General features: G+C 71.6%; 23 protein-coding genes. 13 read left to right on the plus strand and 10 right to left on the minus strand.

Annotated features, from left to right (window positions below; genetic code table 11):
• The first annotated feature begins 20 nt into the window (after nt 1-20).
• Complete coding sequence (locus ACQEVC_RS37120) at nt 21-365, plus strand: hypothetical protein (protein ID WP_432887633.1); 345 nt, start codon at nt 21-23, stop codon at nt 363-365.
• 153 nt (nt 366-518) lie between these two features.
• Here ACQEVC_RS37120 and ACQEVC_RS37125 read toward each other — a convergent pair whose 3' ends face one another.
• From ACQEVC_RS37125 to ACQEVC_RS37140, 4 genes are all read right to left on the minus strand, one after another.
• On the minus strand, nt 519-1946 hold the full coding sequence (locus tag ACQEVC_RS37125) for an NAD(P)-binding domain-containing protein (RefSeq protein ID WP_432887636.1): 1428 nt from the start codon (nt 1944-1946) through the stop codon (nt 519-521).
• A gap of 185 nt (nt 1947-2131) precedes the next feature.
• A complete protein-coding gene (locus ACQEVC_RS37130; RefSeq protein ID WP_432887639.1) occupies nt 2132-3394 on the minus strand; it encodes a M28 family metallopeptidase in 1263 nt (420 codons plus the stop codon).
• Entirely contained in the window at nt 3391-3624 is a 234-nt protein-coding gene (locus ACQEVC_RS37135; protein ID WP_432887641.1) for a hypothetical protein, read from the minus strand. The genes ACQEVC_RS37130 and ACQEVC_RS37135 overlap by 4 nt, the downstream gene beginning before the upstream one ends.
• A gap of 17 nt (nt 3625-3641) precedes the next feature.
• A complete protein-coding gene (locus ACQEVC_RS37140) occupies nt 3642-3788 on the minus strand; it encodes a hypothetical protein (protein ID WP_432887644.1) in 147 nt (48 codons plus the stop codon).
• A gap of 83 nt (nt 3789-3871) precedes the next feature.
• Between ACQEVC_RS37140 and ACQEVC_RS37145 the strand changes: the two genes are divergently transcribed.
• The 4 genes from ACQEVC_RS37145 (at nt 3872) to ACQEVC_RS37160 (ending at nt 6426) form a co-directional block, all read left to right on the plus strand.
• On the plus strand, nt 3872-4249 hold the full coding sequence (locus tag ACQEVC_RS37145; RefSeq protein WP_432887647.1) for an ArsR/SmtB family transcription factor: 378 nt from the start codon (nt 3872-3874) through the stop codon (nt 4247-4249).
• Nucleotides 4250-4355: 106 nt separating this feature from the next.
• Nucleotides 4356-4661 (plus strand): ArsR/SmtB family transcription factor, encoded by a 306-nt coding sequence (locus ACQEVC_RS37150; protein ID WP_432887649.1) that lies wholly within the window; start codon nt 4356-4358, stop codon nt 4659-4661.
• A complete protein-coding gene (gene arsB / locus ACQEVC_RS37155; protein WP_432887652.1) occupies nt 4661-5749 on the plus strand; it encodes an ACR3 family arsenite efflux transporter in 1089 nt (362 codons plus the stop codon). Before ACQEVC_RS37150 ends, arsB begins: the two co-directional genes overlap by 1 nt.
• A 260-nt stretch (nt 5750-6009) precedes the next feature.
• Nucleotides 6010-6426, plus strand: coding sequence for an arsenate reductase ArsC (locus tag ACQEVC_RS37160; protein WP_432891915.1), 417 nt, complete (start codon nt 6010-6012; stop codon nt 6424-6426).
• Nucleotides 6427-6453: 27 nt separating this feature from the next.
• On the opposite strand, the gene ACQEVC_RS37165 is transcribed toward ACQEVC_RS37160, so the two are convergent.
• Nucleotides 6454-7293 (minus strand): M55 family metallopeptidase, encoded by an 840-nt coding sequence (locus tag ACQEVC_RS37165; protein ID WP_432887654.1) that lies wholly within the window; start codon nt 7291-7293, stop codon nt 6454-6456.
• A 55-nt stretch (nt 7294-7348) separates the two neighbouring features.
• Nucleotides 7349-8560 (minus strand): PP2C family protein-serine/threonine phosphatase, encoded by a 1212-nt coding sequence (locus ACQEVC_RS37170; protein ID WP_432887657.1) that lies wholly within the window; start codon nt 8558-8560, stop codon nt 7349-7351.
• 178 nt (nt 8561-8738) lie between these two features.
• On the opposite strand from ACQEVC_RS37170, the gene ACQEVC_RS37175 reads away from it, so the two are divergent.
• The gene (locus ACQEVC_RS37175) at nt 8739-9734 is read left to right on the plus strand and encodes a helix-turn-helix domain-containing protein (protein WP_432887660.1); all 996 of its coding nucleotides are present in this window, start codon (nt 8739-8741) and stop codon (nt 9732-9734) included.
• A 230-nt stretch (nt 9735-9964) separates the two neighbouring features.
• On the opposite strand, the gene ACQEVC_RS37180 is transcribed toward ACQEVC_RS37175, so the two are convergent.
• The gene (locus ACQEVC_RS37180; RefSeq protein WP_432887662.1) at nt 9965-13741 is read right to left on the minus strand and encodes a S8 family serine peptidase; all 3777 of its coding nucleotides are present in this window, start codon (nt 13739-13741) and stop codon (nt 9965-9967) included.
• 197 nt (nt 13742-13938) lie between these two features.
• On the opposite strand from ACQEVC_RS37180, the gene ACQEVC_RS37185 reads away from it, so the two are divergent.
• Both ACQEVC_RS37185 and ACQEVC_RS37190 read left to right on the plus strand, forming a co-directional pair.
• Nucleotides 13939-14283, plus strand: coding sequence for an ArsR/SmtB family transcription factor (locus ACQEVC_RS37185; protein ID WP_432887664.1), 345 nt, complete (start codon nt 13939-13941; stop codon nt 14281-14283).
• The gene (locus ACQEVC_RS37190; protein ID WP_432887666.1) at nt 14283-15014 is read left to right on the plus strand and encodes a cation transporter; all 732 of its coding nucleotides are present in this window, start codon (nt 14283-14285) and stop codon (nt 15012-15014) included. The genes ACQEVC_RS37185 and ACQEVC_RS37190 overlap by 1 nt, the downstream gene beginning before the upstream one ends.
• Nucleotides 15015-15099: 85 nt before the next feature.
• Here the strand turns inward: ACQEVC_RS37190 and ACQEVC_RS37195 are convergent, their stop codons facing one another.
• Nucleotides 15100-16293, minus strand: a complete 1194-nt coding sequence (locus ACQEVC_RS37195; RefSeq protein ID WP_432887669.1) for an FUSC family protein — start codon at nt 16291-16293, stop codon at nt 15100-15102.
• Between the two features lie 508 nt (nt 16294-16801).
• On the opposite strand from ACQEVC_RS37195, the gene ACQEVC_RS37200 reads away from it, so the two are divergent.
• Nucleotides 16802-17728 (plus strand): SDR family NAD(P)-dependent oxidoreductase, encoded by a 927-nt coding sequence (locus tag ACQEVC_RS37200; protein WP_432887671.1) that lies wholly within the window; start codon nt 16802-16804, stop codon nt 17726-17728.
• A 151-nt stretch (nt 17729-17879) separates the two neighbouring features.
• On the opposite strand, the gene ACQEVC_RS37205 is transcribed toward ACQEVC_RS37200, so the two are convergent.
• Nucleotides 17880-18623, minus strand: a complete 744-nt coding sequence (locus tag ACQEVC_RS37205) for a DUF2470 domain-containing protein (RefSeq protein ID WP_432887673.1) — start codon at nt 18621-18623, stop codon at nt 17880-17882.
• 49 nt (nt 18624-18672) lie between these two features.
• On the opposite strand from ACQEVC_RS37205, the gene rpsD reads away from it, so the two are divergent.
• Nucleotides 18673-19281 carry a 30S ribosomal protein S4 gene (gene rpsD, locus ACQEVC_RS37210; RefSeq protein ID WP_432887675.1) on the plus strand — a complete coding sequence of 203 codons (609 nt, stop codon included), beginning with the start codon at nt 18673-18675 and terminating at the stop codon, nt 19279-19281.
• Nucleotides 19282-19417: 136 nt separating this feature from the next.
• Here rpsD and ACQEVC_RS37215 read toward each other — a convergent pair whose 3' ends face one another.
• Nucleotides 19418-20464, minus strand: a complete 1047-nt coding sequence (locus ACQEVC_RS37215) for a lytic polysaccharide monooxygenase auxiliary activity family 9 protein (protein ID WP_432887678.1) — start codon at nt 20462-20464, stop codon at nt 19418-19420.
• A 381-nt stretch (nt 20465-20845) separates the two neighbouring features.
• Here ACQEVC_RS37215 and ACQEVC_RS37220 point away from each other — a divergent pair, with 381 nt between their 5' ends.
• The 3 genes from ACQEVC_RS37220 (at nt 20846) to ACQEVC_RS37230 (ending at nt 23647) form a co-directional block, all read left to right on the plus strand.
• Nucleotides 20846-21496 (plus strand): GntR family transcriptional regulator, encoded by a 651-nt coding sequence (locus ACQEVC_RS37220; protein ID WP_432887679.1) that lies wholly within the window; start codon nt 20846-20848, stop codon nt 21494-21496.
• A gap of 2 nt (nt 21497-21498) precedes the next feature.
• Nucleotides 21499-22539, plus strand: coding sequence for a 1-aminocyclopropane-1-carboxylate deaminase (locus tag ACQEVC_RS37225; protein ID WP_432887682.1), 1041 nt, complete (start codon nt 21499-21501; stop codon nt 22537-22539).
• A 214-nt stretch (nt 22540-22753) separates the two neighbouring features.
• Nucleotides 22754-23647: a sulfotransferase domain-containing protein gene (locus ACQEVC_RS37230; protein WP_432887684.1), complete on the plus strand. Its 894-nt coding sequence runs from the start codon at nt 22754-22756 to the stop codon at nt 23645-23647.
• Nucleotides 23648-24033 lie beyond the last annotated feature (386 nt).

A 24033-nucleotide genomic window follows, 5' to 3' on the forward strand; every position in this document is an offset into this window, starting at 1 on the left:
GAGACGGGGGGATCAAGAGATTGAAGGAATCCGAGGGTGCGGACAAGGGCCCTATGGCGGGCGGTGGGTCGTTTGACTTTTTCGTGGTCAACATCTCCAGCGAGACGTTGACCGGCAATGTCACCTGGACCGGCGGCAGCAGGTCCGAGAGCCTGGACGTGGACGGCCTGGCACCCGCCGCCATGTCACGGCAACAGTCCATCTCGCCGCAGTCCGGCACGAACGACTACTGGCAGTGGTCGGAGAAGGGCGAAAAATACAAACTCAACGTGTACGACAAAGACCGCTACACCGCCGTGGTTATCAGCGACTACGGCATCGGCGTTCTGGTCACCAATACCAGCCCCGACACCTGGGCCTGGTGAGATCGGAGGTGGCGAGCTGAGCTGGAAGATCTGCTGGCGCGGTCCGCGCACCGGTTCGGGCGTGCGGAGCCGCGCCAGCCGGCGCTCAGCCGACGGCAGAGCCGCGCCAGCCGGCGCTCAGCCAAGGAGCTGCGGCGGCGAGGACCACGGCTTTCAGCCGGCGCAGCAGCCGCCGGCGGGCTCCGTGCCGGGTGCGGCGGAGACCTCGACCAGGGGCAGCGGCGCGGCGATCAGGCCGCCCGAGATGCCGGTGGCGAGTCCGCGTGGGCTGCTGACCGGGGCGGCGTCGGCGGTCGGGGTGCCGCAGCAGCCGCCCGCGCCGGCGGTGTCGTCGTCGACGATCGGGTTGCTGTTGCAGACCCCGGTCTCCGGCAGGTCGAGCTGGACGTCCCGGGCCGCCGTCCAGTCCCCGGCGAGGGCGGCGACGACGGAGCGGGCCTGCTCGTAGCCGGTGGCCATCAGGAACGTCGGGGCCCGCCCGTAGCTCTTGACCCCGATCGCGTAGTAGCCCGGCTCCGGGTGGGCGAGTTCGTCGACGCCGTGCGGCGGCACCGTCCCGCAGGAGTGCTGGTTGGGATCGATCAGCGGCGCGAGGGCCCGGGTGGAGCCCAGAATCGGGTCCAGGTCGAGACGTAGCTCGGTGCTGATCGAGTGGTCGGGCCGGAACCCGGTCGCCGAGACGATCCGGTGCACGGCCAGCGTACGGGTTCCGTCGGAGACCTCGACCCGCCCGTCGGACGTCGGGACGAGCCGGTGCACGGAGAAGCCGGTGACCAGTTCGATCCGGCCCGCTTCGACATGCTCACGCAGCCGGGTGCCGAGGGCGCCGCGCGCCGGCAGGGCGTCGGCGCTCTCCCCGCCGTAGCTGCGGGCCGGGCTACCGGCCCGGATCGCCCAGCCGACCTTCGTCCCGTCGACCCGTGTGGCGAGGTCGGCGAGGGCGAGCAGGGTGTTCGCGGCGGAGTGGCCGGCGCCGACGACGAGGGTGTGCCGGCCGGCGAACCGGTCCCGGTCGACACCCAGGACGTCGGGTAGGGCGTGTTCGATGAACGCGGCCGCATCGGCCTCGCCGTGCGCGGGGATGCCGGAGGCGCCGAGGACGTTCGGGGTCGCCCAGGTGCCGGTGGCGTCGACGACCGCCCGGGCGAGCAGGTCCTCGCCGGAGCCGAGCCGGATCAGGATCGGCGCACCCTCCCGGCCGGCGGAGCGGAGCCGGTCCACATCGAGCCGGGTCACCGCGGTGACCCGGGACCGGTACCGGATGTTCGGCTTGAGCGCGGGAAGGTCCGCCAGCGGCTGGAGGTATTCGGTGACGAGCTGGGCGCCGGTCGGCAGGATCTCGGGATCGGGCTCGACCCAGCCGGCGTCGCGCAGCATCCGGGCGGCGGCCTGGTCGACGTTGTACCGCCAGGGCGAGAAGAGCCGCACGTGCCCCCACTGGGCGACGGCCGCGGCAGGGCCGTCGCCGGCCTCGAGAACGGTGAACGGCAGTCCGCGCGAGTGCAGGTGGGCGGCGGCGGCCAGCCCGACGGGCCCGGCGCCGAGCACCGCTACCGGCAGATCTCCCAGTCGGTCGCTCATCACAACTCCCTATCTTGAAAGTGCGCGAAATTGCAGGTCGGACGGTGTCTTCGCCCGATCCGGGTCGGTTGACGCGGGGTCAGGTGATCGCGAGGCCGGACGGTGGCCGGTGTGGTCGAGGCGCCTCGGGCCGTGGTTCAGGTCGGGGCGCCCGGCAACTCCGCCACCCGCCTTCATCGCGCACTCTATCGCTTATCGCCGATTGACGATGGAAGTCGGGTCGAGGCGCGCGCGGCGAGCCACACGGTGGCGACGACAAGTCGGGTGATCGCCGCCAGCGTGTCCGACTCGACCCGATCCGGCGTGTCGGACGGGCTGTGGTAGCCGGCCATCCCGGCCCCGATCCCGATCGCGGCCAAGCCGGCGCCGGCGTAGCGGCGATTGTCCGAGGCGACCGGGCCGGCCGCCAGGGGTACGCCGGTGCGCCGGCCAGCCTGGTCGAGGACGGCGAGCAGGCCGTGCGCGGGACCACCGGCCTCCACGGCGGCGGCCCGGTGCAGACGTCCCGCCCCGTCCACGTTGACCACCAGCGGATCCGCGCCGGTCTCGGCGAGCCGGGCAGCGTGCCGGGCGGAGCCGAGCGCACCCACCTCCTCGCCGTCGAGCAGTGCCACGGACAGCCCGGGGCCGGCCGGCATTGCGGCGGCGAGCACCCGGGCGGCGTCGAGGACCACCGCGACGCCGCTGGCGTTGTCGGCCGCGGCCGGCTGCCGGAGCCCGGGGTGGTCGCCCACACCGTCGAAGTGCGCGGCCAGCAGCAGGTCCGGCTCCCCCGCCACCGGTGGCCGGAGTCGGCCGTGCAGGTTCGCGGCGGTCACGTCGGCGCGCCGGATCGGGGCGTCGGCCTCGAACCAACCGCCACTGCGGGCTACGGCCACCCGGCCGACCCTGTCGTGGACCGGGCCGGACAGGGTGATGACCGGCAGCGGGCCCGGATCCGGACCGGCCAGCATCGTGAACTGCCAGCCGTCCGCATCGACATCGCGCGCCACCAGCAGCCCGGCCGCCCCGTCGGCGGTGCCGTACGCCTCGAACAGGCCCGTCGTGGCCGGCACGACGAGCCAGCGGTCGCGCGGATCACATGCTCCGGCAAGACCCAGTGGGCCACGTCGGGCCGACGGCAGGTCGGCGGAGGCGAGGTGCAGGGAGGCGTCGCTGCCGAAGGAGAGCCCCGAGGTGGTGGTCCGGTCACCCCACCGGGCGGTCGGCGTGGCGTAGATGTCGGGCACCCCTCGTACCGGAAACGGGTCGGACGTCACGGCGGCGCCGAGGTCGGTCAGCCGCGCGGCGAGCCAGGCCCGGGCGGCGATGTTGCCCGCCGTGCCGACCCGCCGGCCGGCGAAGGCGTCACCGGCGAGCGTGCCGACGGTCGCGATCGCCCGGTCGGCCGAGACGGCCGCCAGTGCCGCGTCGATGCCGCCGACCGGCGGGCCGGAGCGGCCGGTCATCCGCAGCAGCCCTGTCCGGCGGCGACCGCTTCAGCCTTGGCGGCCGGAGCACAGCATGAGTTGGCGGCGACCGCCCCTGCCGGGGTTCCGCAGCAGGTGCCACCGGCAGGGTCGGGCAGGGTGATGTTCGCGGTCTGGGCGGAACCGCCGCAGCAGCCGGTGGATCCAGCGACGTCCAGGGCGGCGGCCGGGTCTCCGGCGAAACCACCGGCGTTCTCGTGCACGGTCATCTCGGACTCCTCGGTGGTCAGCGGGGCAGGGTCAGGCGGTGGAGGTGCGTGTGGTCGCGCTCGTAGCGGCGGCGGGCGCGCTGGTCGGGGGTGGTGACCTCGGCGCAGCCGTCGCAGAACCGGACTCCCGTCTCCGGGGCACGACGGCGGAACAGGCGGAGCATCGACTTCTCCTCACAACGGGCTGTCTTGATGTTCTTCGAATCAGAGATTTGCACGCTGATTCGACATCTGTCAACCTAGACGCATGTCGAAGCAGTCGCCGACACTCAGCCTGACCGATCTCAACGCCGGGGTGCCGTGCTGCGCGCCGATAACCGAACAGCGAATTCCGGCGGAGACCGCCGCCGTACTCGCCCCGGCCTTCAAGGCGCTCGGCGATCCGGTGCGCCTCCAACTGATGTCGATGATCGCCTCGGCACCGACCGGGGAGATCTGCGTCTGCGATCTCACCCCGGCGTTCGGCCTGTCCGGGCCGACGATCTCCCACCACCTCAAGACGCTGCGCGAGGCCGGCCTCGTCGATGCCGAGCGTCGGGGCACCTGGGTCTACTACCGCGCCCGGCCGGTCATCATGGGCCAGCTCGCCAGCCTCCTCGGAGTCGGGAGCCCGGCGAACACCTGAACCCGCCACCCCGGCCGTTGCCGGAGTTGGCCAGTGCCGCCTGGTACATCCGATGTTCACCTGAGCCCGCTGGACGAGGGATGACCTCGGATGGTTACATCAGGGTGTGCTGATATCAGACGCGCCTGATGTGATCAAATTGCTCGCCGACCCGCTCCGGGCGCAGATCGTCGACCTCCTCGCCCAGGGGCCGGCGTGCACCTGCCACCTGGTCGCCGACACCGGCGCGAAGCAGCCCAACGTCTCCGGACACCTGCGACAACTCCGCGACGCCGGCCTGGTCGTCGCCGAACCGCACGGCCGGTTCACCTACTACCGGTTGCTACCCGACGCCCTGGAAGCCGCCGCCGTCCAGCTCACCGACCTCGCCGCCCAGGCCCGGGCCAACGCCGAATCCCGCCGGGAGTGCTGATGACCACCACCCGCACCGTCGACCCGGCACCCGCGCTCGTCGCCCGGCTCTCCCACCTCGACCGCTTCCTGCCACTGTGGATCGGCCTGGCGATGGTCGCCGGGCTGCTGCTCGGCCGGGCGATCCCCGGGTTCGACACCACGCTGGAAGCGGTCGAGATCGGCGGCATCTCCCTACCGATCGCCGTCGGGCTGCTGGTCATGATGTACCCGGTGCTGGCAAAGGTCCGCTACGACCGGCTGGACGCCGTCACCGGCGACCGCCGCCTGCTGATCTCCTCCCTCGTACTGAACTGGCTGGTCGGCCCGGCGGTCATGTTCGCCCTGGCCTGGATCTTCCTGGCCGACCACGCCGAGTACCGCACCGGCCTGATCATCGTCGGCCTGGCCCGCTGCATCGCCATGGTGATCATCTGGAACGACCTCGCCTGCGGCGACCGGGAGGCCGCGGCCGTCCTCGTCGCCCTCAACTCCGTCTTCCAGGTCCTCGCCTTCGGCGTACTCGGCTGGTTCTACCTGTCGGTACTGCCGGACTGGCTCGGCCTGACCGGAGCGGCGTTGCAGGTATCCGGCTGGGACATCGCCGGCAACGTACTGATCTTCCTCGGCATCCCGCTGCTCGCCGGCTACCTCACCCGACGCCTCGGTGAGCGCCGCAGGGGCCGAGTCTGGTACGAGGACACCTTCCTGCCGAGGATCGGCCCGATCGCGCTGTACGGACTGCTGTTCACCATCGTCATCCTGTTCGCCCTGCAGGGCGACGCGATCACCAGCCAGCCGTGGGACGTCGCACTGATCGCGGTGCCGCTGCTGGCCTACTTCGCGGTCATGTGGGCCGGCTCCTACGCCCTCGGCCGGGCCATCGGGCTCGGCTACGAACGGACGACCACCCTCGCCTTCACCGCAGCCGGGAACAACTTCGAACTGGCCATCGCCGTGGCGATCGGCACCTTCGGCATCACCAGCGGCCAGGCCCTCGCCGGCGTCGTCGGACCACTCATCGAGGTACCCGTCCTCGTCGCCCTGGTCTACGTCAGCCTCGCCCTGCGACGGCGCCTGTTCCGCACCACCTCGGCAAGCCCATCGTGACCGACCCACCCCGATCCGCTGACAACGCCGTGCCGGATCAGGCGCACGGCGTCCGGCTGACGAGGGCCGACGAGCAGCCCTTGCCCGGGCCGTTCGGCCGGCACGTCAACGAGCCCTACCGACCCCGGTTCCGCAGCTCACTGCTCGACCGGCGGCTGCCCGGGCTGCCCGAACGCGTCACCGCCGGCCGGGACGCCGGCCCAGCCGGCACCGGAATGCCGTCGGCGCGCCCGCGCCGCCCGACCTCGAAGGAACCGATCATGTCCGACAAGCCCAGCGTCCTGTTCGTCTGCGTGCACAACGCCGGCCGTTCCCAGATGGCCGCCGGCTGGCTACGCCACCTCGCCGGCGACACCGTCGAGGTACGGTCCGCCGGCTCGGCGCCCGCCGACCGGGTCAACCCCGCCGCCGTCGAGGTGATGCGGGAGGTCGGCATCGACATCACCACCCAGGTCCCGAAGCTGCTGGACTGGGAGACGGCCGAGGCCTCCGACGTGATCGTCACCATGGGCTGCGGCGACTCCTGCCCCGTCTTCCCCGGCAAGCGTTACGAGGACTGGCAGCTCGACGACCCTGCCGGCCAGGGCGTCGATGCGGTCCGGCCGATCCGCGACGAGATCCGGACCCGGGTGGAGAAGCTGCTGGCGGAGCTGGCGGCGGGCCGGTCCGCGGGGTGAGGCACCGCTGCTCGGAACGGGAACGGATCAGCCGGGCTTGATCTGGGCGAGCTGCACCACGAGCTGGACCACTCGGTACGCCTCGGCCATGTCACGCCCGGTGAACGCGAGTGTGCGGCCGCCCGCCGCCCGGGTGACGCCGGGCACCAGGGTGGCGAGGTCGACGGTGTACGGGCCGTACAGGTCGAGCTCGATCCGAACCGGAGTGGGAGCCGGCACCGGACGGATCCGCCGGCGTCCCCGGACCGCGTCGGCGGCGCCCAGACGAATCCGGTCCCGGGCCTCCCTGGGGTGCAGCGTCTCCGCCGCCGCCTGGCCGAGCGCCTGCTTGACCTCGACGGTCACCGCCTCCGGTACCAGGTCCCGAAGCTCGGCGCAGGCCGCGTCGTCCCCGCTGAGCAGCACCACCGGTACTCCGTAGTGGCCGGCCACAGCGGCGTTGAGCCCGATCTCCCCCACCGACCGTCCGTCGAGCCGCAGGTCGAGTACGGCGTCGCTGATCGTGTGCGCCAGCACGGCCGGCCCGGCACCGGCGCGGGCGTGGTATCCGACGAAGAGCAGCGCTTCCACCCCAGCTTCGAGGCCTGCCACCATGCCCAGCGGGCGGGGCCTGCCCCGAATCAGCCGTGCCCGCCGGTCGAGTTCCTCCGGCAGCAGGTTGCGAAACGGGCCGTGCGAGTCCGCGACGGAGACTTCGGCGTCGGGCTCGGCGTCCAGCACGCCGGCGATCGCCGCGTTCACCTCGGCCGTCATCAGTGCCCGGCCGCGTTCGTAGTCGTACCCGCCCGAGTTCGTCTCGGTGGGGTGCACGACCCCGGAGACGCCCTCCAGGTCGGCGGAGATCAACACCTTGGGCCGATTCGTCATCGCACCACCGTAGTGGCGCGGGTGTTGCCGAGGATCCGCGCTCGGGTGCGGGCGGTCAGGGGTTGGTCCGGACGACGAGGATGGCGATGTCGTCGGCGCGGCGGGGGGCGGCCAGAGTGTTGACGATGTGCGCGCAGAGCGCTTCGGGTGGGCCCGCCTCGGCCAGGGTACGGAGTCGTTCGATGCCGGTGTCGATGATTTCACCGCGTCGTTCGACGAGTCCGTCGGTGTAGAAGATGGCCGTGGTGTCGGCGGGGAGCTGGATCTCGGAGTACTGGCGTTGTGGTTGGTCCCGGCCGAGTCCTACCGGCTGGCCGATGGGGAGGTCCAGGACCCTGCTCGGTTCACCGGGGGCGCTGATGACGGGCTGGAGATGTCCGGCGAGAGAGATCAGGATCCTGGTCCGGTCGGGTGGGACCATGGCGTAGAGCACCGTGGCGAGGCTGCCGGCCTCGAAGTGGTAGATCTTGCGGTCGAGGAGCGTGAGCGCCTCGGCCGGATCGTCGCAGACGAGGGCGTAGGCCCGCAGTGCGCTGCGGATCCGGCCCATGACCACCGCGGCGGGAAGGCCGTGGCCGGAGACGTCGCCGATGACGATGCCCAGCCATCCGGAGGGCAGGGTGAAGACGTCGTACCAGTCGCCGCCGACTCCCGCGTCGTGTCCGGGTACGTACCGGGCGGCCATCTCCAGGCCGGGGATCCGCGGTAGGCGGCTCGGTACCAGACTGTGCTGCAGGGCGAGGGCGGCGGCCCGGTGGATGCGGTTGGAACGGGTTCGGCAGGCGGGGCCGGCCCGTTCGGCGACCGTCTGCAACAGTTCCACGTCGTCGGCGGTGAACTGTCGGGGGTACAGGCTGCCGACGTGCAGCACGCCGACGACGTCGTCGGCGGCGAACATGGGCACGCCGACCAGCGATCGGACACCGGCATCCAGCAGGATGGGGTTGACCACGTTCGACGTGTCGACGCGGTCCAGGATGACCGGCTCCCTGGTGGCGGCGATACGCCCCGCGAAACCTTGACCGAGCGGAATTCGGATACCCTGTCGAACTTCCTCTTCCAGACCCCGGGTTGCGGTGGCGACAAGCTGCTGTGCGTGGTCGTCGAGCAACAGGACGGCGGCGGTGTCGGCTCCGAGCAGCTCGCGGACTCGGTCGAGCAGCTCGTCGAGCAGTTCGTCCGCGGCGGAATGGGACAGGGCGGCATCGACCACCGCCTCGATCTGGCGTAGTCGCTGAGTGCTGCCTCGAACCTCCGGGTCGATCACCTGGGCAGCCTACCCCGCGGTAACCTGCCGTTCCGTCGATCGTCCGCCCGAGGCGTACCGGCGCCGGTCCGGCCGGCCGGCACCGCCGCCGCAGCCGCCCCGGCGTCCTGGCCGTGCACGGACGGCGCCGTCTGCTTCGTAGAGTCTTCGCAGTCGGCGGGGAGTAGGGGAGGCGGGCATGTTCGACGACACCGGGCTGCTGCGACCGCAGGAGGAGCAGGCGTACCGGCTGCTGCTGCGCCTCTCCGCGGCCCGGCCGGCCGACCTCGCCAGGCTGGCCGGCGTACCACTCGACGAGGCCGGCGCGGTGTTGGATGGCCTGCGGAGCAAGGGGCTGGCCATGGCACGCCCCGGGCCGGACCCGGTCTTCGAGCCGCTGCCGCCGGACGTCGCGCTGGGCAACACCCTGCTGCGCCGGCAGGAGTCGCTGGAGAACGCCCGGCAGGCGGTGGCCGCGCTGACCGAGGAGTACCGGACCAGCGCCCGGCGCCGCAACGCCGACCACCTGGTGGAGGTGGTGGTCGGCGCGGGTGCGTTGCGCGACCGGCTGCGCGACCTGCAGGACTCGGCCCGCGAGGAGATCCTCTGGTTCTGCCGCGCCAATCCGCTGGCCATGTCCGGCTCGGAGAACGCCGAGGAGTCCGGTGCGCTGGCCCGCGGGGTGCGCTACCGGGCGATCTACGAGCGGGCGCTGCTGGAGGCACCCGGCGAACTGGAGAGCATCGCGGAGAGTGTCCGCGCCGGGGAGGAGGCGCGTACCCTGCCGACGTTGCCGGTCCGGATCGCCATCGCCGATCGGTCGACCGCGATCTGCCCGCTGGTACCGGACGACGAGCGCGACGTCGGGGAGCCGACCGCCGCACTTATCCGGCGCAGTGAGCTGCTGGACGCCCTGCTGGCGCTCTTCGAGAGCCACTGGGACCGGGCGACGCCGATCCGCTGGGACGCCGATCGCGGTGGACTGGCCGACGCGGCCCCCGACGATGCGCTGGACGACGGCGAGCGGTTCCTGCTGTCGTTGTTCGTGGCCGGCTTTCCCGACAAGTCGATCGCGTCGCAGCTCGGCGTCAGCCGGCGGACCGTGCAGCGACGGCTGGAGCGGTTGATGGCGCTGGCCGGGGTGGACACCCGGACCGGGCTGGCCTTCCAGGCCGCCCGCCGCGGCTGGCTCTGACGGAACGGACGGCACCCGCGGTGCGGTGACAGCCGCGCCGGTCCGGACGGGACGACAGCCGGTCGGCACCGGTCCGGACGCTGACGGCCGATCGACACCAGTCAGGCCGGACGGCGGCCGTGCGCCGGTTCGGGCGGGACGGCAGGCAGTTCGCCGGTTCGGGCCGGACGGCGGCCGTGTGCCGGTTCGGGCGGGACGGCAGGGAGTGCGCCGTCCCGCCCCGGGGCCGCTCAGCGCAGCCCGTACGCCCGGATCACGGTCTGGGTGACCGCGTTGCCGGACCGGTCGGTGGCCCGGACCCGCAGCGACACCGTGCCCTCTCCGGCCGGAACGCTCGCCCGGTAGGCGTTGCCGTACCCGGTCACCCGGACCGACCGCCAGGTGGCGCCCTCGTCGAAGGAGACCTCGGCGGTCAGCCTGGTTCCGTTCGCGGTGGCGTGACCGTCCTGGTGCCGGACGTGCAGCCCGACGGTGTGCGGCCGGCCGCTGGCCCGCCCGGTCAGGTCCACCGGCGCGGCGTAGTCGACCTGCAACAGCGGCAATGGCCGGGCCTCGTCGCCGGACCGCTGCCCGGAACGGAACTGCCACACCGTCTCGGTGCGGGTGCCCCAGATCCACTCTTCGGCACCGCGCTCGGTGGTCAGGGCCAGCCGGTAGTTCGCCTCGGGCCCGGTGGTGAGCACGTCCTGCCGGGCGTCGGGCAGCTCGGCCAGCAGTTTCCCGTCACGCCACAGCGTGGCGCCCGCCCGGAACGTCTCGCCGATCGTGTAGTGGCCCTCGGCGTCGACGAACTCCGGCACCCGCAGCGCGAGAGTGTTCCCGGTGCGGGTGGAGACCAGCTCCGGTATCCCGCGCGGCGAGGCCGGGCGGACCACCGGGGCCAGCCAGGTCTCCTCGGCCCTACGGGCACGGTAGCTGGTCGGCCGCTCGGCCATCCCGCTGTCGAGCGCGCCCATCTCGTTCCACGGCCACTCGTGGCTTACCCGGTGCTGCCAGACCGAGTCGCCGGTGGTCACCCACTCCTCGCGCTCCTTCGGGGTGGCCACGAACCGGGACGTGTCGTTCCATGCATAGGTCTGCCAGGGGCGCCATCCGAACCGCTGCTCCTTCGCCCAGGGGAATCCGCCGTTGTCGGCGTACCGGGTGGTGATCCGTGTCGAGTTGGTCGGGGTCACCCGGTAGACGATCCGGTCCGGGATCCGGTTCCGCTCCACGTGCTGCACGTCGTAGAGATAGGGGCTGGAGGTGGTCAGGGTCAGGTCCAGCGTCGCCCGGCCCCGCTGCGCCCGGGCGATCAGCCGCTGACCGTCGTCGTTCGCCACCGCCAGCATCGGGATCGGCTCCCGATCGCCGGTGGGCCGCCACACCGTCCACGCCGACCAGTCCGCCGGACGCACCATCAGGGTCACCGCCGCGCCGGCCCTGGCCGCCGCCGCGGTCACCTCGCTCTCGCTCGGCGCGTCCTCCCCGCCCGGTTCGTTGCTGGACTCGATGAGTACCGCCGCGCCGCGCACCTTCGCCTCGGCCAGTTCCTCCGGGGTGCCCCGGCCGGCGTGGACGAGGGGGAACCGGCGGGTGCCGTCGTACGCCGGGGACTGCCCGGTCAGGTTGACGTCGAGCGGACCGGTGACCCCGGCGACCTCGGCGCGCACCATCGGCGCGACGAACTGCCACCGGGACGAGAACTCGTACTGCCCACTGGTCAGCCTGCCGGTCGGGGTGACGTTGACCTGCTGGATCGTGCTGAAGTGCATGGTGCCGTGGCTGATCTGCCGACCGGTGCCGGTGACCCGGTGCGAGTAGTAGCTCAGCACCGCCTGCTGTTCGGCCGGCCGGGGCGTCTCGATCCGGATCGGGGTGCCCTTGCGGGCGTCGAGCAGCACCTCGATGTCCCGGTCGACGCGCAGTTCCGGATCGGTGATCAGGGTGGCCTGCTCGTCGAGTACGCCGCCGTCCTCGATCAGCGCGTGCAGCAGGTACGTACCCTCGCCGACCTCGATGGTCTTGGTCTCCCCCGGCCAGAGGAAGTTCAGGTTGTCCCAGCGGTAGTTGTCGCCCATCAGGGCGACGACCGGCACCGCCACCGGCTGGCCGGCCCGGCCGACCGCGCGGAGGGTTACCTTGTGCCGGGGGCCGTCCAGGCTCACGCCCACCGCCGTGCTGGCGAGCACGCCGCCCGGCCCGGTCGCGGTGATCCAGCCGCCGAAAAGTCCCCGGTCCAGCTTCGCCAGGTCGACGGTGACGGGTACCTCGATCGACCCTCCGGCCGGCACGGTGACCGTACCGGAACCGGTCGTCACGGCATCGGTCTCGGGCACTTCGGTGGCGACGTCCTCCAGCTCGACGGCGAGGCTGAGGGTGACCGGCGCCGGCCCGTCGTTGGTGTACGTGACGACCTTGCCGACCGGCACCGCAGCCGCACCGGCCCGGGCGGTGACGGTGGTGTCCGGGTCGGTGTGCAGGCCGAAGTCGACCTGGCTGCTGGCGTACACCCGCTGGCTGGCCGCGCGGGCGACGTCCACCCGGCCGGTGCCCTGGTCGAACACCGACAGCTCCGGGTTGGTCCGGGCGGTGCTGACCAGCACGTCCTTCAGCCGCGCCGGTGACCAGTCCGGATGAGCCTGGGCCAGCAGCGCGGCCGCACCCGCCACGTGCGGCGTCGCCATCGAGGTGCCGGAGGCGGCGGTGTACCGGTCGTCGACCGGGGTGCCCATGCCGGTGCCGGCGGCGCGGGCGGCCACGATGCCCACCCCCGGGGCGGTGATCTCCGGCTTCAGTCCCTCGTCGCCGAGTCGGGGGCCCCGGCTGGAGAAGTCGGCCAGCGACTCGTCCCGGTCCACCGCGCCGACGGTCAGCGCGGACGGGGCCGCGCCGGGCGTACCGACGGTGTAGTTCGCGCCCTCGTTGCCGGCGGCCACCACGAAGAGGGTGCCGGTGTCGGCGGTGATCCGGTCCAACGCCTGGCTGAGCGGGTCGGTGCCGTCGGTCGGTCCGCCGCCGAGGCTCATGTTGACCACCGCCGCGCCCTGCTCGGCGGCCCACTCCATCCCGGCGATGATCCAGGAGTCGTAGCCGACGCCGTCGTCGCCGAGCACCTTGCCGGCCAGCAGGCTCGCGCCGGGGGCCACCCCCTTGCGGGTACCGCCGGATCCGGCGCCGGTGCCGGCCACGGTCGCCGCGACGTGCGTACCGTGTCCATGGTGGTCGGTGGTGTCCGGGCTGCCGCTGAAGTTCCGGGCCGTCACCTTGCCGGCCAGGTCCGGGTGGGTCTGGTCGACCCCGGTGTCCAGTACCGCCACCTTCACCCCGGAACCGTCCAGGCCGGCCTGCCAGGCGGCCGGGGCGCCGATCTGGGCGACGCTGCGGTCCAGCACCGGCCGGACCCGGCCGTCCAGCCAGATCTGGCTGATCCCGGCACCGAGCGCGGATGTGGCCGCCGAACGGGCCGGGTCGGCCGGACGAACCTGCTGCCAGAAGCCGGCCAGCGAGTCCTTACCGGCCGCCAGTGCGGCGCCGCCGATGCTGGCCAGCGGTCGGGTGTTCGTCGTACCGGCCAGGGCGCGGGCGGTGCCGGCAGCGGGGTTCTGGTAGCGGACGATCAGCGGCAGGCTGGCCGCGACGCCGTCCGCGTACCCGTCGGCGATCAACTCCTCGACGTCGAACAGGTCCGCGTCCAGGGTGCCCGCCGAGACGTACGGCACGACGTCGCTGGGCAGTACCCGCAGCCCGCCGTCCACCTCGACGGTGTGGAAGGTGATCCGTTCCCGTCCGGCCGCCGGGCGGACCGAGGCCGCGTATCGGCCGGCACCGGCCGGGGAGACCTCGACGACGTCGCCGGTGATCAGGGTGACCCGCGACCCGGCGGCGGCCGCACCGAGCGCGGCCAGCGACCCGGTGACCGGGGGTACGGTCGACGGAGGCGCGGCGGTCGCCGGTGGTGGCCCGGCGGCGGTGAGTGCGAGTACGGCGGCCAGCACGGCAGCGGTACGACGCAGCGGAGATGACATGGCGGGGTCTCCTTCGACTCTCGCGAAGACGCCGTCAACGGCGACAGTCGGAGTCTGTGGCCGGAGCATTTCCTTGGTCATCAACCTGCGGTGCCGCAGAGGCGACATGGCGCCATGTGGACACCCGGCCGGCACGGCGGGTACCTCCGGCGTTCACCCAGCGGATAGCCTCGCCGGACCAGACAGTACAGCGTTTGATGTACTATCGCGGTGTGGAGACGCTGACGCACGGCGAGGTGCTGGCCCGATTCGGTCACGCGCTGTCGGACCCGACGCGGGCACGACTGTTGTTGGCCCTGCGGGAAGGGCCGGGTTACCCGGCCGAACTGGCCGAGTTGCTGGGGACCACCCGGCAGAACCTGTCCAACCATCTCGGCTGCCTGCGCGGCTGCGGCCTGGTGGTGGCCGTACCGGAGGGTCGCCGCACCCGCTACGAGCTGGTCGACGCCCGGATGGCGCACGCGCTGGGCGATCTGCTCGGCCTGGTGCTGACGGTGGATCCGGCCGCCTGTCCCGACGCCACGGCGAAGGGTTGCTGCTGATGGCCGCGCCGCTGCGGCTCGAACCGCCCGGGCCGGCGCCGGCCCGCCGCGCCCTGCTCGCTCGACGGATCCGGCTGCTGGTCGCGGCGACGATCACCTACAACGTCGTCGAGGCGGCGGTGGCGATCACCGCCGGCACCCTCGCCTCGTCGACCGCCCTGATCGGATTCGGTCTGGACTCGGTGATCGAGGTTTCCTCGGCGGCGGCCGTGGCCTGGCAGTTCGCCGGCCGGGACCCGCAGTCCCGGGAGAGGATCGCGTTGCGGATCATCGCGGTCTCGTTCTTCGCCCTTGCCGGCTACGTGACGGTCGAGTCGGTACGCGCCCTCCTCGGCGGCGCCGAGGCCGCACACTCCACCGTCGGCCTCGGGCTGGCCGCGCTGTCACTGGCGGTCATGCCACTGCTGTCGTACGCGCAGCGTCGCGCCGGCCGCGAACTCGGCTCCCGCTCGGCGGTCGCCGACTCCAAGCAGACCCTGCTCTGCACCTACCTGTCGGCGGTCCTACTGCTCGGGCTCGGCCTCAACAGCCTGTTCGGCTGGTCCTGGGCCGACCCGGTCGCCGCGCTGGTCATCGCGGCCGTCGCGGTCCGGGAGGGGCGCGAGGCATGGCGCGGCGACACCTGCTGCGCCGTCCCGCTGACCGCGTCCCCGGCCACCGCGCGGTCCGCCGCCACGACCGCCGACGATGCGTGCGGCTGCCCACCGGACTGCTCCTGCTGTCCGGACTGACAGCCCGCGGCGTACGGGCCTTCGCCGACCGACCAGGTGCCGGCCGGGCCCGGTCGCCGCGGCCCGTCCACCCCGGCCGGCACTGTCAGGAGGTTCCGTCGCCGCCCGGACGCCTCGGGCGGCCCTGCGGATCCGCTCCACCCCGGGTCTCGTCCCCGGCTTCGAAACTGTCTCCCGGCGTACCTCCGGCCCGGCGTACCTCCCGCTCCGCCTCGTCATGCGGTAGTCCGGTCGTTCCGAGCAGGTCGGTGGCGATGGCGCGGATCTGCGCGACCACCACACTGCCGGAGAAGCCCAGACCCTGCCGGTAGGCGGCGCTCGCCTGTTCCACGGCGTGGCACACCAGTTCCACGGCCCCCTTCGGCATCGAACCGCGGCGAAGATCGCGCTGCACCACCTTCGCCGCCTCCGCCAGACCACAGAGCGAGGCCACGAGTTCCTTCGGCGCCGGTTCGTCGTCGCGCAGCAGGGTCACCGCCCGCCGGGTCAGCACCCGGGCGTTACGGACGGCGCGCTCGACGTACTCCGCAGCCTTCACGTACTGCTGCAACGCGGCACGCGACCGCCAGCGCAGCGGCGCGATGGTGGCGGCCTCCCGCCCCTGGGGCAGCACCTCGTAGAACTCGTCGAGCTTCTCCTCACCACGCGTCAGCGCCGCCAGCGCCTCCTGCACGGGATCCTGATCGCGCTCCGCAAGGCCCCGCGCGGTCACTGTCAGGCCTTCGACGAGTACGTTGAGAGCCGGTCGGGCCACCCGCGACACCACGGTCACCGGATTCACCGGCAGCAGCAGGGCCATCACCGACAGCGCCACGGCGCCACCGATCAACGCGTCGATCAGACGGGTGAAGTAGATGCCCTCGGTGGGCGGTCGCAACGTGGCCACCAGTACCGACGAGGTGGCGGCCTGGGACACTATCCCCGCCGACCCACCAGCCAGAATCGTCACCGTCATGGCCAGCGCGGCCCCCACACCGATCTGCCACGATCCCCTCCCGATCACATAGATGAGCCCGTCGCCGACCGCGATACCGGCCGTCACGCCCAACACCAGCTCCACCGCCCGGCGCAGTCGCTGACCGGCCGATATCCCGAGGGTGACCATGGCCGCGATCGGAGCGAACACCGGTTGCGGGTTGCCGATCAGCTCGGCGGCCAGGAACCAGGCCAGCGCCGCCGACACGGCGCTCTGGGCCACGACCACCTCGACCGCCCGCAGTTGGCGCCACCGTTCGACCAGCGCGCCGCGAACTCTGCCGCTGACACGCCGGGTGATCATCACCGCCGCCTGGGCGGCGAACCTTTTTCGACCTGAACCGCGCGGCGCTCACACACCGCGTTCGACCTTGCGGTCCACCGCACCGCAAGGGGAGGTTGAAAAAGGTTCAGTCTGCCGGCCACCACAGTGCCACGATAGGGAGGAACTCCGGATACAGCGGTTGGATCCGGCATATACGGCGTACCGGCGGCGACGTCCGGATCCCGGCCGAATCATGCTCGCCGGTGCGCGGGCCCGAGCCGGCCCCCTGCCGCCGACCCGCCCGCCGGAGCTGCGGTGGTCCCACCAGGGCCTGTCGGCGAGGGCTTGAAGTGCCCTCTGGCGGGAATGCCGGGCCGGTAGGGCAGACGATCATGGGGAGCGAAGAGTGGCGGCGATCGGAACCGGCACTTCATCGCAGGTCGCGATGGTGGTCGCCTGCCGCGCAACGCACCGCGGGCGCGCTGCGGCAGGTGCGGGCGGTTTCCGGGCGAAACCTCGCAGCACCGAACCAACCGAGAGACGGATCATGGCACGGATCGTCACACCGTACGGACGGCACTCCACCGCCGCGGAGGTCATCGACGGGATCGACCTGTCCGGACGCCGGGCCATCGTCACCGGAGGCGTCTCGGGCATCGGTCTGGAGACGGCGCGGGCACTGGCCGGGGCGGGGGCGCAGGTGACGGTGACCGCTCGGGACGACAACGCCCGCCAGGCAGTGGCCGACATCGTGGAATCGACCGGAAACCCCGAGGTACGGGTCGCCCGCCTCGAACTGACCGACGTCTCGTCCATCCGGACCTTCGTCGACGAGTGGGAGGGGCCGCTGCACATCCTGGTCAACAACGCCGGGGTGATGGCGCTGCCCGAGTTGCGCCGGACCGCGCAGGGCTGGGAGGAGCAGTTCGCCGTCAACCACCTGGGCCACCATCTGCTCGCCGTCGGGCTGCGTGACGCTCTGGCCCGGGCCGAAGGCGCCCGCGTCGTGTCGGTCAGTTCGAGTGCCCACCACCTCTCCCCCGTCGTTTTCGACGACATCCACTACCTCTCCCGCCCGTATCACCCCCAGCTCGCGTACGGGCAGGCCAAGACCGCCGTGGCGCTCTTCGCCGTCGGTGCGGCCAGTCGCTGGGCCGGGCTGGGGATAACGGCCAACGCCCTCAACCCGGGCGCGATCGCCACCGGCCTGCAGCAGTACATCGGCGGTGACCTCGGAGTTCCGGCCGACCTGCAGAAGAGCCCCCAGCAGGGGGCGGCCACCTCCGTCATGCTCGCCACCTCACCGCTGCTGTCCCACGTCACCGGCCGCTACTTCAACGACTGCGCGGAGGCGACGCCGGTCACCGTCAAGCCCACGGACGAGGCGGAGCTCGCCTCGTCCGTCGCCCACTACGCGATCGATCCGGAGCAGGCAGATCGACTGTGGCGGTTGTGCGACCGGATGGTCGGCTGACCCGGGGGCGGCGTCGCGGTCGTCCCGGTGGACGAGCCGGCGGAGCTGGCGGCACCCTGCCACCGGAGGCGGTGCGGTTCGCCGGTCGTCGACGTGCCGGCGACCGGCCGAGTGCGGGTGGACCAGGTCGGCGAACGGGGTACCCGAGCCGTCAGGCGGCCCGACCACCCGGGCGGTCGCCGTCGTTGCCGGACGCCAGGCAGCCGTGGCCGCCGTCCAGCATCGCCTGGACCGCGTCCGCGAGTTGGTCACCGTCGCGCAGCGGCATCGGGAAGCACAGCCGGATGTCGGAGTCGTGGTCGGGATGTTCCAGCCGGAGCACGATGCCGAACCGGTCCAGCGCCAGCGGTCGGATCTGGCGTACCCCGTGGAGCCGACCCGGCGGTACCAGCCTGGACAGCAGCGCGACCGTCTCGGGATGGTGGTCGTCGAGGTGGCAGAGCAGGTCGGCTTCACTGTCGGCCAGCGGATCCGGGCGGGCGACGGCGAACGCCGCCGGATCGATCGACGCGGTGGTACCCGCGGTGACCAGTTCGGCCGTTGCCAGCTCCAGTACGGCCGGCAGCTCCGCATCGGCGTCGGCGACGCCGTCGGCGACGGTCAACCAGCCGGTGAGAGTGGCCCGGGCCCGGACCCGGTCACGAACCGGGACGGGTGCCAGATCGGTCACCTCGACCAGCGCCACCAGCTCGCCCGACTGGCGCAGGTGCCGGGCGAGGCAGCTCACTGCGGGCAACTCGACGATCAGCCGCTCGGACGGCAGGTGGTGCCGGCCGACGAGATCCGCCCGGTGTCCGGGCGTGTGCAGGCTCAGCGACTTCGCCGCGACGAGCAGCGAGCGCAGGCGTTCGGCCGGGGAGCCGGCCAGTACGGGAGCGAGCTGGTTGCCAGACATGAACGCCTCCAGTTAGGTTAGCCTCACCTTACACACCAAGAGGTGATGGATGAACCAGGCACGCCCGAAGGTCAGGCGCTCCCGCGCCCTCGGCATCCCCCTCACGCCCAAGTGCGTGCGCTATTTCGAAAACCGCCCCTTCCCGCCGGGGCAACACGGCCGGGCTCGGCGCAAGGAGAGCGACTACAAGGTCCGGCTGCTGGAGAAGCAGCGACTCAAAGCGCAGTACGACCTGCGCGAGGGGCAGTTGCGACGCGCGTTCGACCGCGCGGTGCACCGCCCCGGCAAGACCGGTGAAGAACTCCTGATCGACCTGGAGACCCGGCTCGACGCGCTGGTACTGCGGGCCGGCTTCGCCCGCACCATCTACCAGGCCCGCCAGACGGTCAGCCACCAGCACGTCACGGTCAACGGCCGGCGCGTCGACCGACCGTCGGCCCGGCTGCGGCCCGGCGACACCATTGCGATCGCCGAACGCAGCCGCCACAAGGCGCCGTTCCTCGCCGCCGCCGCCGGAGCGCACGCCCCGGCACGCCCCGCGCCGTACCTCGACGTCAACCTGGCGGGCCTGGCCGCCCACCTCAACCGGCTGCCCGCCCGCGCCGAGATACCCGTCATCTGCGACGAGCAACTGATCGTCGAGTACTACTCGCGCTGACCGGGACGGAGCCGCCGGACCGGCACGACCCCGTCGACCGGTCCGACCCGACCGGCGGCTGCCCGCCGGACCGCCGCGGCGGCGAAGACCCCAACGGGGATGGCACCGAACGGCGCCATCCCCGTCGCGACTGCTCCTACCTGGCCGTACAGCTCAGGGTAGGTGCGGTGTTCGTGCCGCTCCAGGAACCGTTGAACCCGAAGCTGGTGCTGCCGTTGGCGCTCAACGCGCCGTTGTGACTGGCGTTCGCGGCGGTGACCGACGACCCGCTCGAGGTTATCGACGCGTTCCACGAACTGGTGATGCTCTGGCTGTTGGGCCAGGTCCAGCTCACCGTCCAGCCGGAGATCGCGGCGTTGCCGGCCCGCACCGTCACCTGGGCGCCGAAGCCACCGGTCCACTCGTTCGTCTTCGCGTACGTCGCGGTGCAGGCACCGTTGCCGGCCGGCGGCGGGGTGGTCGGCGGGGGGTTCGTCGGGGGCGGGGTGGTCGGCGGCGGGGTGGTCGGGTTGCCGCCACCACCGAAGATCACGTCACTGCACAGGTAGTACGGCTGGTCGAGGTGGCTCGCCTGCCAGATCGTGTAGACGACGTGCCGCCCGGTGCGGTTGCCCGCGTTCACCTGGGCCTCGTACAGCCCGGTGGTCGGGTAGCTGCCGGTGCGCAGCACCAGGTCGAGGCTGCCCCAGGTGAGCGGCTGGGTGGTCGGGTCGAAGCCCTGCTTGGTGATGTAGATCAGCAGGTAGTCGGCACCGTGCCGGGCCCCGTCGGTCAGCGTCAGCGTGAAGTTGTTCGGCATCGGCTTCGCGACCCATGCGCCGACCGCGTCGAGCGAGGCGTACAGCCCGCCCTGGGTGCGGCCACCGCTGCAGAGCTGCCCGTCCGGGACGGCGGCCTGGTGGTTGCCGCCGACGTTCTCCCGGAACAGGCCGTTCCAGTTCCACATCGTGTTGGGGTTGGCCTGCCAGGCCTGCGCACACATCGGGTCGGTCTGTGCCATGTTGGGGTTGAGGTGGTCGTCACCCCAGCGCTCCCAGCATCCGTAGTTCCGCGACGGCGGGTTGGTGACCGACCCGTGCGCCGAGGCCGGGCTGGCCTGGTTGACGACGACCGTCGTGAGCCCGGTGACGAGGACGGCAACCGCGGCGAATATCAGATGGCGGGCCGTTCGTGAGGCTTTCATCAGTGCTCCAGCATTCCGCCGACGTCTGTGTCGCTCGACGGGATGCCCTGGCCCACGAGGAAACACGCGCCGACCAACATGAAGGGTGAACCTTTTTCAATCTGAACCGCGCGACGCTCGTGCCCCGCGTTCGGCCTGGCGGTCCACCGGACCGCAAGGGGAGGTTGAAAAAGGTTCAATCTCGGAAGCGCAGGCAAGACGGCTGTGCTGCCTGCGATGGCGTGGGTGGCTCCCGCGATGATCCTACAAGGCGCATCCAGGGATGTGAATCTCTTCCTGGAATTCGCCAAGGCGACCCGCACAGCGCGCCCAGACCGGACAGGTGTGGCTGCGCCGACGCGCGGGCTTGCCCGATCATCCGCAGTGTGTGCAATATATTGCATGCCCGTCCCCGAGAACGCGCCGGCGATCGATCGACGCCTGCTCCGCGACGACGTCTACCACCGCCTTCGAGACGTCATCGTCGACGGCAGCCTCGCGCCCGGCGAGCAGCTCCGCGACGTGGAGCTGGCGGCCTGGCTCGGCGTCAGCCGTACCCCCGTCCGGGAGGCGTTGTTGCGGCTGGCCGAGGCCGGGCTGGTGGTGGCCCGGCCGGGGCGCTCCACGACGGTGAGCTCGCTGAACCTGCGTGACGTCCGCGACGCCCGCGACGTGGTCGCGGCAATGCACGAACTGGCCGTACGGGAGGCGGTGGGAAGCCTCAGTCACGCCGACCTCGAGGCGATGCGGGAAGCGAACCGCCGGTTCGGTGCCGCGATCGGGCAGGGCGACGTCGAGGCCGCGTTGCGTGCCGACGACGAACTGCACGGCATCCCGGTGACCGTGGCCGCGAACCGGGCACTGGCCGCAGTCCTCGAACAGTTCACCCCGGTGCTGCGGCGAGCCGAACGGCTGCGCTTCTCCTCGCTGGCCGGGCGTGCCTCGCTCGCCCGGCACGACGAGCTGATCCGGCTCTGCGCCGCCGGGGACGCGGACCGGGCGGCAGCGGTCGCCTTCGACACCTGGCGCACCCTACCGACCACCGAGGAGTGACCGTGGCCCTGTCCGACTTCCCACGCCACCGGCTGACCTTCGGGCCGAGCCCGGTCCACCCGCTGCCGCGACTGACCGCCCACCTCGGCGGTGCGTCGATCTGGGCCAAGCGGGAGGACTGCAACGCGGGACTCGCCTACGGCGGCAACAAGACCCGCAAGCTGGAGTACCTCGTCCCGGACGTACTGGCGCAGGGCGCCGACACGCTGGTGTCGATCGGCGGGTACCAGTCCAACCACACGCGCCAGGTCGCCGCCGTCGCCGCGTCGCTGGGCCTGAAGGCGGTGCTGGTGCAGGAGAACTGGGTCGACTGGCCAGACAGCGTCAGCGACCGGGTCGGCAACATCATGCTGAGCCGGATCATGGGCGCCGAGGTCCGGCTCGACCCGGCCGGATTCGGCATCGGGTTCAAGGACTCGTGGACCCGCGCCATCGAGGACGTGCGCAAACGTGGCGGCACGCCGTACCCGATTCCGGCGGGCGCCTCCGACCACCGGCTCGGCGGGCTCGGATTCGCCAACTGGGCGTACGAGGTCGAGCAGCAGGAACGCGAGCTGGGCGTCTTCTTCGACACCGTCGTGGTCTGCTCGGTCACCGGCTCGACCCAGGCGGGCATGATCGCCGGGTTCGCCGCCCTCGAGGAGGCCGGTGGCCGGCAACGGCGGGTCATCGGGATCGACGCCAGCGCGAAGATCGAGGAGACCCGCGCCCAGGTCGCCCGGATCGCCACAGCCACGGCCGAGCTGATCGGCGTCGCCCGGCCGCTGCGCGACGAGGAGATCACCGTCCTGGCCGGCTGGGCCGGCGACCGGTACGGGATCCCGGTGGAGTCGACCCTGGAGGCGATCCTGCTGACCGGCCGCCTCGAGGGCGTGATCATCGACCCCGTCTACGAGGGCAAGTCGATGGCCGGCCTGATCGACCTCGTCACCAGCGGCGAGATCCCGGAGCAGGCCACCGTCCTCTATGCCCACCTGGGCGGCCAGCCGGCGCTGAACGCCTACAGCGGCCTGTTCACCCACACCCGCCCGCCGAGCGCCTGACGTCGTCACCGCCCGGCCGAAGGGACGGGCGTCGGTCAGGCACACCGGGCGGTCCGCCGGTCGAGCGGGTCGATATCTGGTCGGTACGCGAACGGGTCGTCAATCGATGTAGCCTCGTAGGCTGGATCGTGCCCCCGACCCGGACCACCTGAACAGTTGTCCCGACTGTCCTGCGGCCTTCCCCCGCCGCCCAGGTATGGAGAGGATTTTGGCAATGATGAAACGTGCCGTTACCTTCACCAAGCATCACACGCCCAACTCGGTGCGCGTGGTGGCGCGGCGAGTGATGTGTGAGACCCACAATGCCAGACTGCGGCTCTCGGTTCCGGTCGAGTCGCGGAGCGAATTTGGAAACATATACCACTGCACGATTCGCAAAACGGCCAGCCAATGGGTCAAAGCCCTGTTCAACGACCCCGTCGTGTATCGGTACTCTGGATTACTGCCCTACGATCCGCGCCCCTACAAGTGGCGTTACCCGCAGGCCTTGCCGCCCAACCGCGTCGTCTCGTCCCTCTTCATGTCCTACAACGGCTTCATGCGCCTGCCCAAGCCTGACTCCTACCGGGCGTTCTTCGTCCTCCGCGATCCCCGCGACATCGTCGTTTCCGGGTACTTCTCCTATCGAAGTTCGCACACCGCCATGGGCGACATTCCGCAGGTACGGAGAGTGCTGCGAGAAAAGCCGTTCAAGGAGGGTCTGCTGTATGTCATCGATCATCTAGCCAACAAAGGCACATTCCGGTCGCTTCGCTCGTGGGCGACCGCTCCGAGCACCGAAGCCGTCGGCCTGTTCCGGTACGAGGACCTGACCGGGGAACAGCAGGCGGATGAAGTGGCTCGGCTGATGCGGCACTGCGGGATTCCCATCCCGCCGTCCGATCTCGACGCCCTGCTGTCCCGATACAGCTTCTCAAGAATGCGGCGTGGCGTAGAGACCGCCGGGTCGGTCTCTCACTATCGGAAGGGTGAGTCCGGCGATTGGCGCAATCACTTCGATGACGACGTCTACGAGGCATTCGTCGCGGCGGCGGGTGACCTCGTCGAGGTTCTCGGGTATCCCCCGCATGAGCCCTCGCCTCGTGCCCGGCTTGGCCAGGACTCCTGACCGTCCGGCCGACGCGATGCCGACGGGTGGGTGCGCCAGCGGTCGAACTCGACCCGGAGAGGCGTGCGGCCTGGTCATCGACCGGGACCGCAACGCCGCGCCGACTTGGGTGCCGGTGACGAACGCGGTGCCAGCCGTTGCGTTCCTCGAGCGGTGAACATTTTCCAACCTCCCCTTGTGGTCCGTCGGAGCGCGAGATCGGACGCGGCGTGTGAGTGCCGCGTGGTTCAGGTCGAAGAAGGTTCAGTGACAGTTGGGCGCCGGGGTGTGGGCGTTCGCGGCGCGCGATCACCCGCATCCCGTCCGGCCACCCCCTCAAGGTGAGTAGGCCGGTCAGTTCGGCGACTTGCGCACCCTCACGGATGCCGCCGTCGGCGTCGATGGCC

The sequence above is a fragment of the Plantactinospora sp. CA-294935 genome (assembly GCF_050936445.1).
In the GTDB taxonomy this organism is placed as follows: Bacteria; Actinomycetota; Actinomycetes; order Mycobacteriales; family Micromonosporaceae; genus Plantactinospora.

Excerpts from the sequence above, each read along its gene's own strand:
- ACQEVC_RS37175 (WP_432887660.1), top strand. The coding sequence starts at position 8,739 with ATGTTCGACGACACCGGGCTGCTGCGACCGCAGGAGGAGCAGGCGTAC.
- ACQEVC_RS37135 (WP_432887641.1), bottom strand. The coding sequence starts at position 3,624 with ATGACCGTGCACGAGAACGCCGGTGGTTTCGCCGGAGACCCGGCCGCC.
- ACQEVC_RS37165 (WP_432887654.1), bottom strand. The coding sequence starts at position 7,293 with ATGACGAATCGGCCCAAGGTGTTGATCTCCGCCGACCTGGAGGGCGTC.
- ACQEVC_RS37200 (WP_432887671.1), top strand. The coding sequence starts at position 16,802 with ATGGCACGGATCGTCACACCGTACGGACGGCACTCCACCGCCGCGGAG.
- rpsD (WP_432887675.1), top strand. The coding sequence starts at position 18,673 with ATGAACCAGGCACGCCCGAAGGTCAGGCGCTCCCGCGCCCTCGGCATC.
- ACQEVC_RS37195 (WP_432887669.1), bottom strand. The coding sequence starts at position 16,293 with ATGATCACCCGGCGTGTCAGCGGCAGAGTTCGCGGCGCGCTGGTCGAA.
- ACQEVC_RS37220 (WP_432887679.1), top strand. The coding sequence starts at position 20,846 with ATGCCCGTCCCCGAGAACGCGCCGGCGATCGATCGACGCCTGCTCCGC.
- ACQEVC_RS37145 (WP_432887647.1), top strand. The coding sequence starts at position 3,872 with ATGTCGAAGCAGTCGCCGACACTCAGCCTGACCGATCTCAACGCCGGG.
- ACQEVC_RS37160 (WP_432891915.1), top strand. The coding sequence starts at position 6,010 with ATGTCCGACAAGCCCAGCGTCCTGTTCGTCTGCGTGCACAACGCCGGC.
- ACQEVC_RS37230 (WP_432887684.1), top strand. The coding sequence starts at position 22,754 with ATGATGAAACGTGCCGTTACCTTCACCAAGCATCACACGCCCAACTCG.
- ACQEVC_RS37130 (WP_432887639.1), bottom strand. The coding sequence starts at position 3,394 with ATGACCGGCCGCTCCGGCCCGCCGGTCGGCGGCATCGACGCGGCACTG.
- ACQEVC_RS37190 (WP_432887666.1), top strand. The coding sequence starts at position 14,283 with ATGGCCGCGCCGCTGCGGCTCGAACCGCCCGGGCCGGCGCCGGCCCGC.
- arsB (WP_432887652.1), top strand. The coding sequence starts at position 4,661 with ATGACCACCACCCGCACCGTCGACCCGGCACCCGCGCTCGTCGCCCGG.
- ACQEVC_RS37125 (WP_432887636.1), bottom strand. The coding sequence starts at position 1,946 with ATGAGCGACCGACTGGGAGATCTGCCGGTAGCGGTGCTCGGCGCCGGG.
- ACQEVC_RS37185 (WP_432887664.1), top strand. The coding sequence starts at position 13,939 with ATGTACTATCGCGGTGTGGAGACGCTGACGCACGGCGAGGTGCTGGCC.
- ACQEVC_RS37180 (WP_432887662.1), bottom strand. The coding sequence starts at position 13,741 with ATGTCATCTCCGCTGCGTCGTACCGCTGCCGTGCTGGCCGCCGTACTC.
- ACQEVC_RS37215 (WP_432887678.1), bottom strand. The coding sequence starts at position 20,464 with ATGAAAGCCTCACGAACGGCCCGCCATCTGATATTCGCCGCGGTTGCC.
- ACQEVC_RS37140 (WP_432887644.1), bottom strand. The coding sequence starts at position 3,788 with ATGCTCCGCCTGTTCCGCCGTCGTGCCCCGGAGACGGGAGTCCGGTTC.
- ACQEVC_RS37205 (WP_432887673.1), bottom strand. The coding sequence starts at position 18,623 with ATGTCTGGCAACCAGCTCGCTCCCGTACTGGCCGGCTCCCCGGCCGAA.